Here is an 18,404-nt window from a genome sequence, read left to right as displayed (position 1 = left end):
CAACCGCAGCAACCGCAGCAACCGCAGCAACCGCAGCAACCGCAGCAACCGCAGCAACCGCAGCAACCGCAGCAACCGCAGCAACCGCAGCAACCGCAGCAACCGCAGCAACCGCAGCAAGATAGCTTGTTCCATCCGTTTTTGATGCGAAATGATCAGCCATTGACAAAACCAACGACACCGATGCCTTCTCTGGATCTTTTGGCGGAACCTCCAGCGGAAGAAGAACCGGTTGATATGTTTGCGCTTGAGAAAATCTCTCGTTTAATTGAGGTGCGTTTGAATGACTATCGTGTTAAAGCAGATGTTGTTGGATTCTCTCCAGGGCCTGTAATCACACGATTTGAATTGGATCTGGCTCCGGGAGTGAAAGCTTCCCGTATTTCTAATTTATCGCGTGACCTCGCTCGCTCGCTTTCAGCGGTAGCCGTCCGTATCGTGGAAGTTATTCCGGGGAAACCTTATGTTGGTTTGGAATTACCCAATAAAAAACGCCAAACAGTTTATTTACGGGAAGTTCTGGATTGTGAGAAATTCCGTGATAATCCTTCCCCGTTAACTATCGTTTTAGGAAAGGATATTGCAGGGCAGCCAGTTGTGGCTGACTTGGGTAAAATGCCTCACTTACTGGTAGCAGGGACTACTGGTTCGGGGAAATCGGTAGGGGTCAATGCAATGATCCTCAGCATTTTGTATAAAGCGAAACCAGAAGATGTTCGCTTTATTATGATTGATCCAAAAATGCTTGAATTATCGGTATATGAAGGTATTCCGCACTTATTGACTGAAGTTGTTACCGATATGAAAGATGCAGCCAATGCATTGCGTTGGTGTGTAAACGAAATGGAGCGACGTTATAAGCTGATGTCAGCTTTAGGGGTGCGCAATCTTGCGGGCTATAATGACAAGATCAAACAGGCGGAAAATATGGGGCGCCCGATTCCTGATCCGTTCTGGAAGCCGGGTGACAGTATGGATGCAACGCATCCTATGCTGAAAAAAGAGCCTTATATTGTGGTAATGGTTGATGAGTTTGCCGACTTAATAATGACAGTCGGGAAAAAAGTGGAAGAATTAATCGCGCGCTTGGCTCAGAAAGCACGAGCAGCAGGTATTCATTTGGTACTGGCAACACAGCGCCCTTCTGTTGATATTATCACAGGATTGATTAAGGCAAATATTCCAACGCGTATTGCGTTTACGGTATCCAGTAAAATAGATTCCCGTACCATTCTTGATCAAGGTGGTGCAGAATCATTGCTTGGTATGGGGGATATGCTTTATTTAGCACCAAACTCTTCCATTCCTGTACGTGTTCATGGCGCATTTGTACGCGATCAAGAAGTTCATGAAGTCGTGAATGATTGGAAAGCCCGCGGTCGTCCTCAATACATAGATAGTATTATTAAAGGGGGAGAAGATGGTGAAGGCGGTACAGGATTTGATAGCGAAGAAGAACTGGATCCCTTGTTTGATCAAGCAGTTGAATTTGTAGTTGAAAAACGTCGTGTTTCTATTTCGGGTGTACAACGTCAATTCCGTATTGGATATAACCGAGCAGCCCGGATTGTTGAACAAATGGAAGCGCAGCAGATAGTTAGTACACCAGGGCATAATGGTAATCGTGAAGTTTTGGCGCCTCCGCCGCATGAACATTAATTACCGCTGTGAAATACAATACAATATCGGCAGTTGATGGCTAATAATAAAACGAATTGAAGGTATCTCGCACATGAAAAAACTGATGTTAATTGGTTGCCTAATGATGGGTGTGAGCATAAGTTCTGCGTGGGCTGATGCAACGCAGGATCTACAAGGGCGTTTGGGAAAGGTGAATAGCTTTCATGCTGGTTTCACCCAAACAGTCACTAGTAATGACGATTCAACGATCCAAAAAGGAGAAGGGGAACTTTGGATCAAACGCCCTAATTTGTTTAACTGGCATATGACATCACCTGATGAGAGCGTTTTAGTTTCTGATGGTAAAACTTTGTGGTTTTATAACCCCTTTGTTGAACAAGTAACAGCAAATTGGTTAAAAGAAGCAACGGGAAATACGCCATTTATGCTAATTGCGCGTAATGATCCGGCTGACTGGAAACAGTACAAAGTTGTGCAGAACGGCAATAACTTTGAGCTGACTCCTCATAATACCAATGGCAATTTAAAACTTTTTTCAATTACCGTGACTCCAGAGGGAACGATCCAAAAATTTACTGTCGTTGAACAGGATGGGCAAAAAAGTGCTTATCAATTGAAAAGGCAGCAAAACGTAAACGTGGATGCGGCAAAATTCAAATTTACCGTACCGGAAGGTGTCACGCTGGATGATCAACGCCAGTGAGGTTTAATTGAATAATCTTTCTCTCGATTTTTCACAGAATGAATTTCAGCCACTGGCCGCAAAAATGCGGCCAGTCATATTGGATCATTATATCGGTCAGCAACACTTATTGGCGGAAGGAAAGCCTTTGCCAAGAGCAATCCGAACCGGTCACCTCCATTCCATGATTTTATGGGGGCCGCCCGGAACAGGAAAAACAACGTTGGCTGAAATCATTGGTTATTACGCGCAAGCTGATATTGAACGTATTTCGGCAGTCACTTCTGGCATTAAAGAAATCCGCGAATCCATAGAAAAAGCACGACAAAACCGTAATGCAGGGCGTAGAACTATCTTATTTGTTGATGAGGTTCATCGATTTAATAAAAGCCAGCAGGATGCGTTTTTACCACATGTTGAAGACGGTACGATCACATTTATTGGTGCAACAACCGAAAATCCTTCTTTCGAATTAAATTCAGCACTGTTGTCACGGGCTCGTGTCTATTTATTGAAATCACTTTCGACGACAGAAATTGAACAGGTGCTTATTCAGGCCATGAACGATACAGAGCGTGGCATTGGAGGGCAAAATATCGTATTACCGGACAATACTCGCCAGATGATAGCAGAGCTTGTTGCGGGAGATGCACGTCGTTCACTGAATTTGCTAGAAATGATGTCAGATATGGCGGAAACCAATGCGCAAGGGCAGCGGATTTTGACGCCGGATTTGTTGAAAGAAGTGAGTGGGGAAAGGAGTGCGAGGTTTGATAATAAAGGCGATCGATATTACGATTTAATTTCTGCCTTGCATAAATCAATTCGCGGTTCAGCACCTGATGCAGCACTTTACTGGTATGCCCGAATTATTACCGCAGGTGGTGATCCGCTTTATGTTGCCCGTCGGTTACTGGCAATTGCTTCTGAAGATGTGGGTAATGCTGATCCACGTGGAATGCAGATAGCTATTGCTGCATGGGATTGTTTTACGCGCGTAGGAGCGGCTGAAGGAGAAAGGGCAATTGCCCAGGCGATTGTCTATCTTGCATGTGCACCGAAAAGCAATGCGGTTTATACAGCATTCAAAGCAGCTATGGCGGACGCACAAAACAAGCCAGATTATGATGTCCCTGCTCATTTGCGTAATGCTCCGACTAAACTGATGAAAGAGATTGGATTTGGCGAAGCGTACCGTTATGCCCATGATGAAGCGAATGCGTATGCTGCCGGCGAAGTCTATTTTCCACCAGAAATGCAACAAACTCGTTATTATTATCCGACTGCCAGAGGGCTGGAAGGTAAGATTGGTGAGAAGTTAAACTGGCTAATGGAACAGGATCAAAATAGCCCAATAAAACGCTACCGTTAATTTTCTTGATACGGTAAGGTTTATATCTAACAATTTCAAACTACAGCTAAGAGCTGTAGTTTTTTCAATAACAATAAGCACAGGACTAGCATGCTCGATCCAAATATACTGCGTAATGAGCTAGACGCAGTCGCCGAAAAACTGGCTCGCAGGGGTTATACCCTTGATGTGGAGATGCTGCGCAAACAAGAAGAGCGCCGCAAAGTTTTACAAGTTGAAACTGAAACCCTGCAGGCAGAACGTAATTCCCGATCGAAGGCTATTGGTGCAGCTAAAGCCCGTGGTGAAGATATTGAACCACTGCGTCAGGAAGTGAATCAGTTGGGAGAAAAACTGGATTCAGCAAAAGCTGAACTGGAAACCTTGCAGGCCGAGATCCGTAGCATCGCATTAAGCATGCCGAATATCCCAGATGATTCTTCTCCGGACGGAAAAGATGACAGTGATAATCTGGAAATTAGTCGTTGGGGTGAACCACGCCAATATGACTTCGAAGTCAAAGATCATGTATCACTGGGTGAACTGGCTGGCGGCCTTGATTTTGCTGCTGCGGTTAAATTGACTGGTTCACGTTTCGTGGTAATGAAGGGTCAGATTGCTCGTTTGCACCGTGCCATCTCGCAATTCATGCTGGATCTGCATACAGAGCAGCATGGTTATCTGGAAACTTATGTTCCTTATCTGGTTAACCATGATTCCTTATATGGTACAGGCCAGTTACCTAAATTTGGTGAAGATCTGTTCCATACCAGACCCTTGGAAGAAGAATCTGGCAGTCATTATGCATTGATTCCAACTGCTGAAGTCCCCGTGACCAACTTAGTTCGTGATGAAATTCTGGATGAAAGCACATTACCACTGAAAATGACGGCACATACTCCTTGCTTCCGTTCCGAAGCGGGTTCTTATGGTCGTGATACCCGTGGTCTGATCCGTATGCACCAATTTGACAAAGTTGAACTGGTTCAGATTGTTCATCCTGAGAAATCCATGGATGCATTGGAAGAACTGACAGGGCATGCAGAGAAGGTATTGCAATTATTGAATCTTCCTTACCGCAAAATGCTGCTGTGTGTGGGTGATATGGGAGCGAGTGCAAGAAAAACTTACGATCTGGAAGTTTGGTTACCTGCGCAAAATACTTATCGCGAAATTTCCTCTTGCTCTAATGTATGGGATTTCCAGGCGCGTCGCATGCAAGCGCGTTTCCGCGGTAAAGATGACAAGAAAACTCAATTGGTACATACACTGAACGGTTCTGGCCTTGCGGTAGGTCGTACTCTGGTTGCAATAATGGAAAACTATCAGTTAGCTGATGGCCGCATTGAAATCCCAGAAGTATTGCGCCCTTATATGAAGGGGTTAGAATACATTGGTTAACGCCATCTATTCTTAATAAATCAACTATTCTTAATAAAAAAGCGCCGAATAATGGCGCTTTTTTTATGAGTAAATGTCATGAATTAATTTATCATGGTGAATTCATCTCTTTTTGTTTCTTGTTTATAAAAAACACTGCGATAAGAGGTGTAAGATATTGCCAGACTCAATGGTACTGTGAAAAAAAGTCCCAAGAATAGAGGAATTGCAGAAATAAAGATCAAAAGGTACAGAAAGAGAAGGAATAGTAATACCTCTAAGAGATTTTTCCATATAGCTTTTAGACTGGTTGAAAGAGCTTTTTCTACGTTAAAACCGTTCAGTATAATCAATGCAGATGCAAACCAAGAGCATGCGCTGGATAAAAACAAGGAAATCAGGAGAGTAAAGAAAGATAAAAACGATATTTCTGAATCATCACCAATGATCATTGAATCATAATTACTATATAAAGAAAGGTCATCTAAAATAGATTGATAGAGATCGTTACCATCTAGCAGAGCAGAAGCAAGATTCCCCAATATCTTTATTACACAAATAATGGCACCGACCGTCAGTAGAGCACCACATTTATTATAAAGACCATAAAATAATTTTCTTAACACAAATTTACCAGTTATTCTTTGTGTTTCACAAATGGCAATAATTCCAGCAAAAAATAAAGGTTCCAGTAAATTAGAAAGGATAAAGCCGAAATAGGGAATGAATTCAATGCCTATGGTGATAACACCATAGATAATTCCTATCAATATCCACATACCAAGTTTAGGTGATATAAAATCCCATGCATCGCCTATCCAGGCAATAGCTTCACTTGCTCCAATTAATTGACCTTTGGGAATGAAGATACTGTTTTCATTGTCTGAATTATTGGGTAATTTTTCCAAACCTGGATGAATATTTTGGTTATTCATTATTTTTTCATCTCAATATACATAACATTGAATAGTAAAAAAAGCGCTATTTCTAGCGCTTTTTACGTATAAATATTCATTAGCAAATGTTTAGCTGATTAAGCGAGATTTTGTCTCTTGAGGTTCTGGAGCATAAAAAATGCTGCGATAAGTTGTATAATAGGTTGCCATATATATAGGGATAGTAACAAATAAACCTAACCCCAATGGAATTGCAGAAATAGTCATCATAATGCCCACCAGTAAGAAAAAGAGAAAACCACCAAATAGGTTTTTCTTTACTGCACTCAAGCTCATTGAGATTGCTTCACCAAATTTTAGATCATTAATAATAATCAGAGCAGGAGCAAACCAACTAAATGCAAGGGCAACGATGCTAAAGAGTAATAGAACCAATACTGCCAGCATTAAAGTAGAAAAACTTCCCATTAATAGCATTGCGTCTGGATCTTGCCCGACTAAAAGCATTTGAATTAGACTTGTTCCACCAAGTATAACAGCAGCAATGCCACCAAGTATAGATATGCCGATGACAAGCCCACCAACAGCCACTAATGAGCCGAATTTATTCTTAAATCCATGGAAAAGTAATTCTATTTCAAAATCACCCGTTGTTCTTTGTTTTTCACTAGCAGCGATAAATCCAGCAATAAATACTGAGCCAAACAGCATCACAACAAGGCTGACAATAGGAATGAATTGCAAAACGAATACGATAACCAAATAGACTAAGGTTAGTAGTATCCATTTCATTGGTTGTGCTTTGAACATTTTCCATGCATTACCAATCCACTCTGTTGCTGCTCCAGCTCCTACGGCACGACCACCTGGAATAAATGTATCTTTTTCTTTACTCAGGGAAACGTTGTTCTCTCCTGAATTTAAATTAATCTCTTGATTATTCATTTTTTTTCCGATTTATCATTATTGAATGGCAATTTCCGAATTGATTTTTCTCTATTTCCATTCCATTAACACAAATTGTTAGAGAAAACGTCAGAATTATCATATAAAAATTATTAATCAACAAGTATTAATTTTGATTCTTATCAGCAGAGAAAGGGGCATTTTTATAGGTAATAACGAATGATTTTAGGTTTTTGATTACTTATGCTGATATCACTTTGGGTTAATTTTCTAAATCATCTTTACTTAAGGTAAATGATTTCATTTTGGTTATCAGGTATTATCTGTTTTTAGAATAAAGTATTTAACACTATTGTTAGTAGATTATTCTGATTTATTTTTCCTCTAGATGTAGAGGAATAGCTTCTTTTAGATGTATAAAGTAATAAAAAGCATTAGATATTAATTGCTTATAGTTGGTTGATTTTACTTAAAAATGGGTGATAACTAGCAATAATATTTAGGATATCTATATAGATTGTATCTAACAGTATTTCGTACTATCAGCTACTTAGCAGAATATAAAGGAGTTTAAAAATTTATTCAATGTAATGGTTGCAAATAGCAGATTGGATTTAAATCCTTTTGAAGGAAACTGACCTCAAGTGATTGAGAGAGCCAGTTTCTCTTAAGAATTATAGATTACGTTACTAATTTGGTCGTTGGAGAAGAGAGGGGAATGTATCTAATAAATTACATGATGCCCATAACTACTTAAAATTTCTTTTACTCTCTCCATTGTTTCTTTTGATGGAGGTTTAACACCTTCCAGTTTATATTCTTCGCCCATGGTAATCCATTTGTGTTTACCAAGTTCGTGGTAAGGTAATAATTCTATTTTTTCAATATTTTTCATGCCCTTGGTGAATTCACCCAGTAAATGAACTGATTGATCGTCATCTGACCAATCAGGAACGACAACATAACGGATCCAGGTTTTTTGATTGCGCTTTGCCAGATAACGAGCAAATTCAAGAGTCCGATGATTGGATACGCCGACTAATTTTTGGTGAATATCATCATTAAGCTGTTTTAAATCCAACATAACCAGATCAGTCGTATCCAATAGTTCATCGATCACCGGATCATAACGGCGAACAAAGCCATTGGTATCCAGACAGGTATGAATACCTTCTTCATGGCAAGCCCTGAACCAGTCACGAACAAATTCCGCCTGAAGAATTGCTTCACCACCGGAAGCAGTGACTCCGCCACCCGAAGCATTCATAAAATGACGATAGGTTATTGCTTCTTTTATTAATTCTTCAACAGTTACCGCTTTTCCGCCATGGATATCCCAAGTATCGCGGTTATGGCAATAGAGGCAGCGCATGAGGCAACCTTGGAAAAACGCGATAAAGCGGATACCGGGGCCATCTACGGTTCCGCAAGATTCAAATGAGTGGATACGGCCAAGTACGGACATGAAAGGACTTCTCCAAAACTGACAAGCTAATAAAGGCCCCAAGTGTTACGGAGCCTTTAGTGTATGTCATTTTATTTCAATATACCCTTCGTCTTTCAAGTTGTCTCTTTGTTGGCTGCGCTCCCTCACCCCGGTCACCGTTGTTATGAACATAGAGTTATCTATGTTCCCGGGGATTCGTTCCCTTGCCGCCGCGATGCACCTTGAAATCCATTAGGTATAGAACATAATGACATTTTGAGGTAACGCTATTTCAAGTAATTATTTTTGGTATTTTTATTACATAGTTTGGGTAAATGTACGGGTGATAACGTCTCGTTGCTGTTCTTTCGTCAACGAGTTAAACCGCACAGCGTAACCTGATACGCGAATAGTCAACTGTGGGTATTTCTCAGGATTTTCCATTGCATCCAGCAGCATTTCGCGGTTCATTACGTTAACGTTCAGGTGCTGACCACCCTCGATATCTACTTCGTGATGGAAATAACCATCCATCAGGCCCGCCAGATTTGCTTTACGTACTTCGTCGTCTTTACCCAATGCACTAGGTACGATAGAAAAAGTGTATGAAATACCATCCTTAGCATAGGCAAATGGCAGTTTAGCAACCGAAGTCAATGAAGCAACTGCACCTTTTTGGTCACGTCCATGCATTGGGTTAGCTCCCGGCCCAAATGGTGCACCAGCACGACGTCCATCAGGGGTATTACCCGTTTTCTTACCATAAACCACGTTTGAGGTAATGGTCAGTACAGACTGTGTTGGAATTGCATTGCGATATGTTTGTAGTTTCTGGATTTTCTTCATGAAGCGTTCAACCAGATCACAAGCGATATCATCGACACGTGGATCGTTGTTACCAAATTGTGGGTATTCACCTTCAATATTGAAATCAATTGCCAAACCATCTTCATCACGGATTGGGGAAACTTTCGCATATTTAATGGCAGATAATGAGTCAGCAGCAACGGACAGGCCTGCGATACCACATGCCATGGTACGGTACACATCACGATCATGCAGTGCCATTAATGAAGCTTCATAGCTGTATTTGTCATGCATATAGTGAATGATGTTCAGAGCAGTAACATATTGTTTTGCCAGCCAATCCATGAAGTGATCCATGCGATCCATGACTTTGTCATAATCCAGCACGGTATCTCTCATTGGTTCTTCTTTCGGACCAACCTGCATTTTCATTTTTTCATCCATGCCGCCGTTGATGGCATACAGCATGGTTTTTGCCAAGTTTGCGCGAGCCCCGAAGAACTGCATTTGTTTACCAATAATCATGGGGCTGACACAACATGCGATAGCGTAATCATCGCTGTTGAAGTCAGGACGCATCAGGTCATCATTTTCATATTGCAGGGATGAGGTATCAATCGATACTTTTGCTGCGAACTTTTTAAAACTAATTGGTAGCTTTTCAGACCACAGGATGGTCATGTTAGGCTCTGGGGATGGTCCCATAGTGTATAGCGTATTCAGGAAACGGAAACTGTTTTTGGTCACAAGAGTACGACCATCCAAGCCCATACCAGCCAGTGATTCAGTTGCCCAAATCGGGTCGCCTGAGAACAGTTCATCATACTCAGGAGTCCGCAGGAAACGCACCATGCGCAGTTTCATGACCAAATGGTCAATCAGCTCTTGAGCTTGTTGTTCGGTCAATTTACCTGCTTGAATATCGCGTTCGATATAGATATCCAAGAAGCTGGAAACACGACCGAAGGACATCGCAGCACCGTTTTGAGATTTAACGGCAGCCAGATAAGCGAAATAAGTCCATTGCACTGCTTCTTTGGCATTGCTAGCAGGATTGGAAATATCATAGCCATATTTAGTGGCCATCTCTTTGATTTGACCAAGGGCACTGTGCTGTTCAGCAAGTTCTTCACGTAGGCGGATAGTAGATTCCAAATCTTCGCCGTTTTCCAATTTTTCCTGTAAGGAAGTGAATTGGGCAAATTTTTCATCGCGCAGGAAGTCGATACCGTACAATGCTACGCGGCGATAATCACCGATGATTCTGCCACGACCGTAGGCATCAGGCAGACCAGTCAGTACACCAGATTTGCGGCATTTCAGGATATCGGGTGTATAAACATCGAATACTCCCTGATTATGAGTCTTACGATATTCAGTGAAAATTTGTTTCAGTTTTGGGTCCAGCTCACGATTGTAGGCTTTACAAGAACCTTCAACCATTTTAATGCCACCAAACGGAATAATGGCACGTTTCAATGGCTCTTCGGTTTGCAGACCAACGATTTGTTCCAGATCTTTTTCAATATAACCAGCATCATGAGAAGTAATTGTAGACGCAACGTCAGTATCAAAATCCACCGGCGCATGAGTGCGGTTTTCGATTTTGATACCTTCCATGACTTTTTCCCACAAAAGATCCGTCTCTTTTGTGGCACCTGCAAGGAATGATTCATCACCTTCATACGGGATATAGTTTTTCTGGATGAAATCACGAACGTTGACTTCATTCTGCCAACTACCCTCGTTAAAACCTTGCCATGCTACAGAAAATTTTTTGTTTAACTCGGACATGATACTTCTACCTTTTAGCAGTGGAATTTTTAAGAAATCTGACATGGAGGTGAATTAGTGTTTTTTACCACCACGTAAATAAATCAACCAATAAGTCAACCCAACCAATACCGCACCACCAATAATATTACCTATTGTTACCGGAATTAGGTTGTCAGTAATAAAGTTTGAAATGTTGAGTTGAGGAAACTGCTCAGGGGTTGCTCCTATTTTCACCCAAAACTCATCTGGTGCAAAGTTTTTGATAACGATCGCTAACGGAATTAAAAACATGTTAGCAATACTATGTTCAAAGCCACTGGCGACAAACATACCAATTGGCAGTATCAATGCGAATAATTTATCGATCAGACTGCGTCCGGCATAGCTCATCCAAACCGCAAGGCATACCATCAGATTTGCTAAAATACCCAGGCATACCGCTTCAATAAAAGAATGGTGCATTTTATGGTTTGCTGTCTGTAATACATTCAGACCCCAACCACTATTGGCAACGGCATATTGACCGGAATACCAAATCAAGGCCACGAAAAACAGTGCGCCAATCAGATTACCGATATAAACGTTAATCCAGTTTTTGACCATTTGAGACCAAGTAATACGCCCTGTTGCTTTTGAAATGATTGTCAATACCGTGGAAGTGAAGAGATCAACACCACATATCACTACCAACATCAAACCAAGGGAAAAACAGATCCCGCCAGTTAATTTAGCCAATCCATAAGGAATGGAAGAAGCTCCTGTTGTTGCCGTAATATAAAAAACAAAAGCAATGGAAATAAACATACCTGCCATGATTGCCGATAAATAAGTCACTGCGGGGTGTTTATTGACTTTATATACACCACTATCATCAGCGATTTGTGCCATTACAGCAGGTGGAAATAAATTAAAAGGGTTGTCAGTTTTCATCCTAACACTCTCTTTATCCTTAATTAATTATAGCACGCATTGATAGTAACAAATGGGCATAGGCCTGAATTTGATATGGATCATGTTAGACTGAAAGTCTGATGAAATATGGCGGCCTAAATGTGGCAATTTGATATTAATAATATGATTTATAAAGAAAAAATATTTTTTAAAATTTATAAAAATATTTTATATAGTAGGTTTTGGTCTTTCAGAGATGATTTTGGTATTTTGGATGTTAAAAGTAAAATTCAGGTTAAATATAATTCATTTTGAAATAACAAATAAATGACAATTTAACCTGTTATTTTACTTTTAATGATTAATAAACTTTAATTTAATGATTTATTTATTGGTCCAAAATTCACGCTTGGCTTTTTGCAGTTTCTCATAAGCATTCAATAATGCTTGATGGGCTGGCAATGTTTTTAATTCCGAATCAATAGACCATAGACCATAGAAGCAGTTTTCTCCGACAATGGCTGCAGAAGCAGCATCGACAGTGTCTTGACCGTACATTTTTACAAATGCCTGATAATATTGCTCTGGTTTGCGATCTTCTTCTTGGGTCAACAACAATAGCGTTTGCAGACAGCGATAATAGTTAGCTCGTTCAGCGGTGAAAACAGAGGCATTGAAATCCTGTGTCCATTCAACCCAAATCAGTGCTTGTTCCAAATCGCCACCAGCCAGTGCCAGCATGGATTTCAATTCACCGATACGCAGGTTGCTCCAACCGTTATCTTTACCCGCAGCAATCCCCAATAATTCACGGACACGAGTGAAGTCATCCAAACCTTCATCATCCAACTGTTCGAGGAAAGCCAGATATTCTTCTGGTTGCCATTGACTTTCCGGCAATGCCAGAATAGTGTCACGCAGATGAGTTCCCATAGTATTATTGGCAATATGCAGGTCTTCGACCGGATAAATATCTGACATACCGGGAACCAGAATGCGGCAGGCATAAACACCAAGATGCTCATAATCAGCAATGTAAACTTCAGCATCCAGTTTATTGAAGGCTCCCATCAAGGTGGAGAATTCTTCTTCTGTCGTTCCGCTGAAATTCCAGTCAGCAAACTTATAGTCAGCATCTTGCTTAAACAGATCCCAACTGATTGCACCGCTTGAATCAATAAAGTGAGTTTCCAGATTAGTATGTTCAGAAACTTCCTCGTCATCGAAACTTGGTGGAGTAAAGACATCCAGATCTTTCAGACTCCGGCCTTGTAGCAGCTCTGTGACTGTACGCTCCAGCGCAACACCAAAGTCAGGATGAGCACCGAAAGACGCAAAACAAGTGCCATTATTAGGATTGAACAGGACGACGCAAATAACCGGGAACTGTCCACCAAGTGAAGCATCGTAACAATAGAGTGGGAAGCCCTCTTCCTGCAATTTATTGACTGATTCAACCACACTTGGGTAGCGGTTCATAATATCTTGTGGAATTTCAGGCAAGCTAATACATTCTGCGATAATGCGGTTTTTCACATATCGCTCAAACACTTCAGATAATCCCTGAACGCGTGCTTCGTTCATGGTATTGCCAGCTGACATGCCGTTTGAAACATACAGGTTTCCGACAATATTCATTGGAATATAAATAGATTGGTTATCTGACTGGCGAGTGAATGGCAGGGCACAGATTCCCCGTTCTTCATTACCAGATTGCAGGTCAACTAACTGGCCAGCACAGAGCGCGTTATCTGGGTTGTAAAAACGATGCAGGCGTTCGTCTAAAATACCTTCTGGCAGAGAATCATCTTCTGGTAACGGGAACCATTTTTCATTTGGGTAATGAACAAACTCGCCATTGGCAACGGCGTCACCGAGGTAAAAGTCAGCAAAGAAATAGTTTGTTGATAGACGCTCAAAATATTCTCCCAATGCAGAAGCCAACGCAGCTTTTTTGCTGGCACCCTTGCCATTGGTAAAGCACAGAGGACAGTCACGATCGCGGATATGTACTGACCAAACATTCGGGACAGGATTCAGCCATGAGGCTTCTTCAATATTAAAACCAAGAGACTCCAGCTTATGCTGAAAATGATTAATGGAGTCTTCCAACGCGGCATCTTTGCCTGGGATATAGGTTTGCGTCATCGTGATTCACTTCAATTTATGTTAAAGGCTGCATATCATACGGTGTTTTTTTCATCCGCTCTATTAGTTCCCAAAAATTATTGTTAATTAGAGTTTCTTTATTCTGAGTTTACATAATAAAATGGCTTTTTTTACAAGAGGTTGAATAATGAAAAAGACTAAAATAACAGCAATAGCCGGTTTTCTGGCTTTAGTCAGTGGCTCTGCTTTCGCTCTGCCAAACGTTACTGTTTTGGCAACTGGTGGCACAATTGCCGGTGGTGGTGAATCTGCAACTCAGTCTAATTATACCGCTGGCAAAGTGGGAGTTGATGCACTGCTGAATGCTGTACCGGCAATTAAGAACATTGCTGATTTGAAAGGCGAGCAGGTTGTCAGCATCGGTTCTCAGGATATGAACGATCAGGTGTGGCTGACTCTGGCGAAAAAAATCAATGCAGATTGTGACAAAACCGATGGTTTCGTTATTACCCACGGCACTGATACCATGGAAGAAACTGCCTATTTCCTCGATCTGACCACTCAGTGCCAGAAACCTATCGTAATGGTTGGCGCAATGCGTCCATCTACTGCGCTGGGTGCTGATGGCCCACTGAACCTGTACAACGCTGTTGTTGTTGCTGCGGATAAAAATTCTGCAAACCGTGGTGTTCTGCTTGCGATGAATGATACCGTTATTCATGGTCGTGATATTGGTAAGCTGAGCACAACTGAAGTTCAGGCGTTTCAGGCTGTGAATGCTGGTACACAGGGCTTCGTTCATAACGGAAAAGTGAACTACTATTCTGCGGCACCAGTAAAAGCCAGCAAAGCCGCTTTTGATGTTAGCAAATTGGATGAATTGCCAAAAGTTGGTATCGTTTATAACTACTCCAACGCATCTGCTCTGCCAGCAAAAGCTTTTGTTGAAAACGGCTATAAAGGCATTATCAGCGCAGGTGTAGGTAACGGTAACATCTATACATCCATTTTTGATACTCTGGTTCAAGCAGCTAAAGATGGCGTTGTTGTTGTTCGCTCCAGCCGCATTCCTTTCGGCTACACAACTCAGAATGCTGAAGTTAACGACAGCAAATATGGATTTGTGGCTTCAGAGCGCCTGAACCCGCAGAAAGCGCGTGTGCTTCTGCAATTGGCTCTGACGCAGACTTCTGATGTGGCAAAAATTCAGGAAATGTTCAGTAAGTATTAATTTCTGATTTAATTTCCGATCTATAAAAATAGGGAGGTGCATAAAGCACCTTCCTATTTTTTGAGCAAAAAAATCATTTAATTAAGATATACAACCAGCTTGTATCCAGTAAGAGAGATAACGTTCTAATAAATGTTTATCCATAGGTAAATAGAAATCGTATTTTCTCTTTAAAGCAGACTCTGTATTTTTTGCATCATAAACAGGCATATTTTCGTATACTTCCCATCGGGTAAGTTGCCCATAAATTTTTTCGGATAACATAGGCAACAATGGCATTAATGGATTTTCTGCCAGTTTTGGATCTGATTCTAACTTATTCAGCCATTCAGAATAAGGTAACCCTTTAAGTTGATAACCAAATTGATTAATTAACTCAAAAAACGGATTCATATCGATGGATTGTTGATTGTTAGGGGTTCCTAGATGGTAAGCTTTTCCTAATCTGTGGTTATCCATAGAAATATTAAGCAAGGCTTGGCTGACATAATTTACGGGTACAAATTCTTGTCGTTGATTAATTAATAGCGGATAAGCGTTTATATTTATACAACCTTGAACTAATCTAGATATAAAGTCTTTAGGATTACTTGCTCCTGTCAAACTATCCCCCATGATAAAACCGGGTCTATATACAGCAAGAGGTATCCCTCTGTCTCTGGCTTGCCATATTATCCGCTCAACAACCCATTGGCTTTGTGAGTAACCTGAATCATATTGCAGACCATCCAAATAAGGCATGATGTCATCATTCTCATAAATTCTGGTTACAGATGAGCAGAGTTTTACTGGGCCAAAAACAGAAAGAGTAGATACATAATGCAAAGGTTTTGTTTTCTTACTGACAGCAAAGTGTAATACATTCAATGTTCCTAAAACATTCCCAGAATAATGAGATGAATAAGGCTGGATATAATTTACATGGGCAGCCAAATGAAAAATGACATCACATTCTACTGATAATTTTTCATAAATTTGTTGGCTGAGTGCTAACTGAGGTTTTTCAAGATCACTGGCAAGAACCTGTAATTTAGAGAGGAATTCATCTTTCCACAGATCATATTGCTTCAAATTATTTTTAACTCTCAGCAAAGCTAAATCATTATTGTGTGCACGTACTAAACAAGTTACCTGATTAATCTCGGTTTGTGACAAAAGATCACGCAGGAGAAAAGCCCCTAAAAATCCGGTTGCGCCAGTTAATAATACTCGTCCTGTATCAGGTGTTAACCATGGCTGGAGTGGCTGAGACAAGGGCTGAATATTAGCAGGAAGTAAACTATCTTTGAGCATAATGTTGTATAAATCAACGGCTTCTAGCTTATTGTGTTGGAGAGTTTCTATTAATTTTCGTGGTGTAGGAGAGTCGTACAAGAGCTGTACTGGCAAACTGCGCTGGAACTGGTGTCCAATGTCAATAATGAGTCTGGTTGCTTGTAATGAATTTCCTCCCAGCTGGAAGAAATTGCTATCTAGCGTAATATCATAAGAATCTAAGGCTTGTCGCCAACTATTTAAAACGATTGATTCTTCTTCACTCATTTTTGTATTTGGCTGAGATAGTTGTTGTTGTTTTTGATTCTCCGCATACTCTGCTAGTAAGCGCGGCCTATCTGTTTTTCCGTTGAAGGTGAGAGGGATATGTTCGACAACAACAAGTCTGGGCCGCATATAATCTGGTAAATAGAGGTTAATCCATTGGTTTAACATTTGTGTTGAAAAAGTATTTAAATCTTTAGGAACGATAAAAGCAATTAAATAAGGTTCTATATTCTCTTTTTTTACTACACATACAGCCGTTGATTTCAATAACTGGCTTTTTAGTAGCTGAGTTTCTATCTCTTCAATCTCGATGCGATAACCACGTATTTTTATCTGATTATCTACTCGCCCAGTATACATAAAAACACCATCAGAACGCTGCCAGCCTAAATCACCAGTGCGATATATCCTTTTTAATTCATTATTTTTTTCAATATCAACCATAATGAAACGCTGAGAGTTTATTTCTGGGCGATTCCAATAGCCACGAGCTAATCCCTCTCCACCAAGACAGATTTCGCCGATTTGACCCGGCGCAACAATCTGTTGTTGATCATCCAAAATATAAATTTCACTATTAGCAATTGGTTTTCCAATGGGTATATTTTCTTCTGTCAGTTTATCCAGTGTAATTTCATAGAGTAAAGACATAACGGTACTTTCAGTTGGCCCATAACCGTTTATTAAATGTTGTGGTGGAGCAGATTGCAAAACTTGACGCAAGGTATAAGGGTTTAGTGCCTCTCCACCGGGAATGAGATAGCGTAAACCACGGAATGCTTGAGGGCAGGTATTGGCGACCAAATTGAATAAAGCGGTAGTAATAAGCATAAAACTGACTGAGAATTTTTCTAACATTGCTTGAAACAGATAGGGATCGACAACCGTTTTTCTCGGAATAATGACTATGGAAGCTCCATTTAATAATGCTCCCCAAATTTCAAATAGAGAGACATCAAATGTAGGATTGGCAATACAAGCTATTTTATCAGTGCTGCTTAAATCTACATAAGTAGGATTAACAACGAGACGAAGAATACCTTGAGCTTCAATTTCAACTGCTTTGGGCCTTCCGGTTGTTCCCGAGGTGAATAAAATATGAGTTCGATGATTTTTCCCGCCATGAACCAAAGGAAAGTGAACCGTTTCTGGGGATTCCAGTACATCCTGATTAATAATGATAAAATCTGTGGGTAAGGTGCGTTCTTGAAATTGAGGAATTGTTAGTGTCAGGTTTATTTGTAAATCCTGTAACATAAAACATAGCCTGTCATCAGGCATTGTGGGATCGAGTGGAACGCAGCTTCCTCCCACCAGTAAGATAGCGATTTGGGCAATGATTTGCTCAATTCCCGGCTCCAATAAAATAGCTACCGGAGTTTCATGTTGTATACCCATTTTATATAAATGAACAGCCAGTGACTGCGCCTGCTGAGCAAGTTTTCGATAACTGACAGTACGTTCTTCAGTAATAATTGCGTGATGTTCAGGATATTCTTTAGCTTTTTGTATAAAAATATCAATTAAATCATAGTTAATGGAATTTTTTGTTTTTTGTTCTAATTGATGGAAATTAGGCGTGATTTTTTTAATCATCAATATATCCTTATTACGTCAGTAAAATATTGGTGTGACCAATAACAATATTTATGGGTAAACTTCTATTTTCTGTTACGACAATTAGAAAAAGTTATCTTACTTATAGATTAAAAATAGTATCTCATACTATTAATCGGTTAATTCATTTTTTAAGGTAACAACTTCCA

12 protein-coding genes are annotated in these 18,404 nt (G+C 40.5%); 5 read left to right on the top strand and 7 right to left on the bottom strand.

What is annotated here, in order from left to right; all coding sequences use genetic code 11:
* From PSI23_RS03775 to serS, 4 genes are all read left to right on the top strand, one after another.
* A partial coding sequence (locus PSI23_RS03775; protein WP_273553827.1) for a DNA translocase FtsK occupies positions 1-1,659 on the top strand: 1,659 nt, incomplete at its 5' end.
* 73 nt (positions 1,660-1,732) lie between these two features.
* Complete coding sequence (lolA, locus tag PSI23_RS03770; protein WP_273553826.1) at positions 1,733-2,344, top strand: outer membrane lipoprotein periplasmic chaperone LolA; 612 nt, start codon at positions 1,733-1,735, stop codon at positions 2,342-2,344.
* 7 nt (positions 2,345-2,351) lie between these two features.
* On the top strand, positions 2,352-3,695 hold the full coding sequence (locus PSI23_RS03765; RefSeq protein ID WP_273553825.1) for a replication-associated recombination protein A: 1,344 nt from the start codon (positions 2,352-2,354) through the stop codon (positions 3,693-3,695).
* A 90-nt stretch (positions 3,696-3,785) separates the two neighbouring features.
* Positions 3,786-5,075, top strand: coding sequence for a serine--tRNA ligase (serS, locus tag PSI23_RS03760; protein ID WP_273553824.1), 1,290 nt, complete (start codon positions 3,786-3,788; stop codon positions 5,073-5,075).
* Between the two features lie 83 nt (positions 5,076-5,158).
* Here serS and PSI23_RS03755 read toward each other — a convergent pair whose 3' ends face one another.
* The 6 genes from PSI23_RS03755 to ycaO form a co-directional block, all read right to left on the bottom strand.
* Complete coding sequence (locus PSI23_RS03755) at positions 5,159-5,989, bottom strand: BPSS1780 family membrane protein (RefSeq protein WP_273553823.1); 831 nt, start codon at positions 5,987-5,989, stop codon at positions 5,159-5,161.
* 90 nt (positions 5,990-6,079) lie between these two features.
* A complete protein-coding gene (locus tag PSI23_RS03750) occupies positions 6,080-6,895 on the bottom strand; it encodes a BPSS1780 family membrane protein (RefSeq protein ID WP_273553822.1) in 816 nt (271 codons plus the stop codon).
* A gap of 685 nt (positions 6,896-7,580) precedes the next feature.
* Positions 7,581-8,321, bottom strand: coding sequence for a pyruvate formate lyase 1-activating protein (gene pflA, locus PSI23_RS03745; protein WP_273553821.1), 741 nt, complete (start codon positions 8,319-8,321; stop codon positions 7,581-7,583).
* Positions 8,322-8,600: 279 nt separating this feature from the next.
* On the bottom strand, positions 8,601-10,883 hold the full coding sequence (pflB, locus tag PSI23_RS03740) for a formate C-acetyltransferase (protein WP_273553820.1): 2,283 nt from the start codon (positions 10,881-10,883) through the stop codon (positions 8,601-8,603).
* Between the two features lie 54 nt (positions 10,884-10,937).
* The gene (gene focA, locus PSI23_RS03735) at positions 10,938-11,795 is read right to left on the bottom strand and encodes a formate transporter FocA (protein ID WP_273553819.1); all 858 of its coding nucleotides are present in this window, start codon (positions 11,793-11,795) and stop codon (positions 10,938-10,940) included.
* 345 nt (positions 11,796-12,140) lie between these two features.
* The gene (gene ycaO, locus PSI23_RS03730) at positions 12,141-13,904 is read right to left on the bottom strand and encodes a 30S ribosomal protein S12 methylthiotransferase accessory factor YcaO (RefSeq protein ID WP_273553818.1); all 1,764 of its coding nucleotides are present in this window, start codon (positions 13,902-13,904) and stop codon (positions 12,141-12,143) included.
* Positions 13,905-14,052: 148 nt separating this feature from the next.
* Between ycaO and ansB the strand changes: the two genes are divergently transcribed.
* Entirely contained in the window at positions 14,053-15,096 is a 1,044-nt protein-coding gene (ansB, locus tag PSI23_RS03725) for an L-asparaginase 2 (protein ID WP_273553817.1), read from the top strand.
* An 81-nt stretch (positions 15,097-15,177) separates the two neighbouring features.
* Here the strand turns inward: ansB and PSI23_RS03720 are convergent, their stop codons facing one another.
* Positions 15,178-18,234, bottom strand: coding sequence for a non-ribosomal peptide synthetase (locus PSI23_RS03720; RefSeq protein ID WP_273553816.1), 3,057 nt, complete (start codon positions 18,232-18,234; stop codon positions 15,178-15,180).
* Positions 18,235-18,404 lie beyond the last annotated feature (170 nt).

This window comes from Xenorhabdus yunnanensis (assembly GCF_028598805.1).
Taxonomy (GTDB): domain Bacteria; phylum Pseudomonadota; class Gammaproteobacteria; order Enterobacterales; family Enterobacteriaceae; genus Xenorhabdus; species Xenorhabdus yunnanensis.
This window is presented reverse-complemented; position numbering and strand designations above follow the sequence as displayed.

Excerpts from the sequence above, each read along its gene's own strand:
- lolA (WP_273553826.1), top strand. The coding sequence starts at position 1,733 with ATGAAAAAACTGATGTTAATTGGTTGCCTAATGATGGGTGTGAGCATA.
- serS (WP_273553824.1), top strand. The coding sequence starts at position 3,786 with ATGCTCGATCCAAATATACTGCGTAATGAGCTAGACGCAGTCGCCGAA.
- PSI23_RS03755 (WP_273553823.1), bottom strand. The coding sequence starts at position 5,989 with ATGAATAACCAAAATATTCATCCAGGTTTGGAAAAATTACCCAATAAT.
- PSI23_RS03750 (WP_273553822.1), bottom strand. The coding sequence starts at position 6,895 with ATGAATAATCAAGAGATTAATTTAAATTCAGGAGAGAACAACGTTTCC.
- pflA (WP_273553821.1), bottom strand. The coding sequence starts at position 8,321 with ATGTCCGTACTTGGCCGTATCCACTCATTTGAATCTTGCGGAACCGTA.
- pflB (WP_273553820.1), bottom strand. The coding sequence starts at position 10,883 with ATGTCCGAGTTAAACAAAAAATTTTCTGTAGCATGGCAAGGTTTTAAC.
- focA (WP_273553819.1), bottom strand. The coding sequence starts at position 11,795 with ATGAAAACTGACAACCCTTTTAATTTATTTCCACCTGCTGTAATGGCA.
- ycaO (WP_273553818.1), bottom strand. The coding sequence starts at position 13,904 with ATGACGCAAACCTATATCCCAGGCAAAGATGCCGCGTTGGAAGACTCC.
- ansB (WP_273553817.1), top strand. The coding sequence starts at position 14,053 with ATGAAAAAGACTAAAATAACAGCAATAGCCGGTTTTCTGGCTTTAGTC.
- PSI23_RS03720 (WP_273553816.1), bottom strand. The coding sequence starts at position 18,234 with ATGATTAAAAAAATCACGCCTAATTTCCATCAATTAGAACAAAAAACA.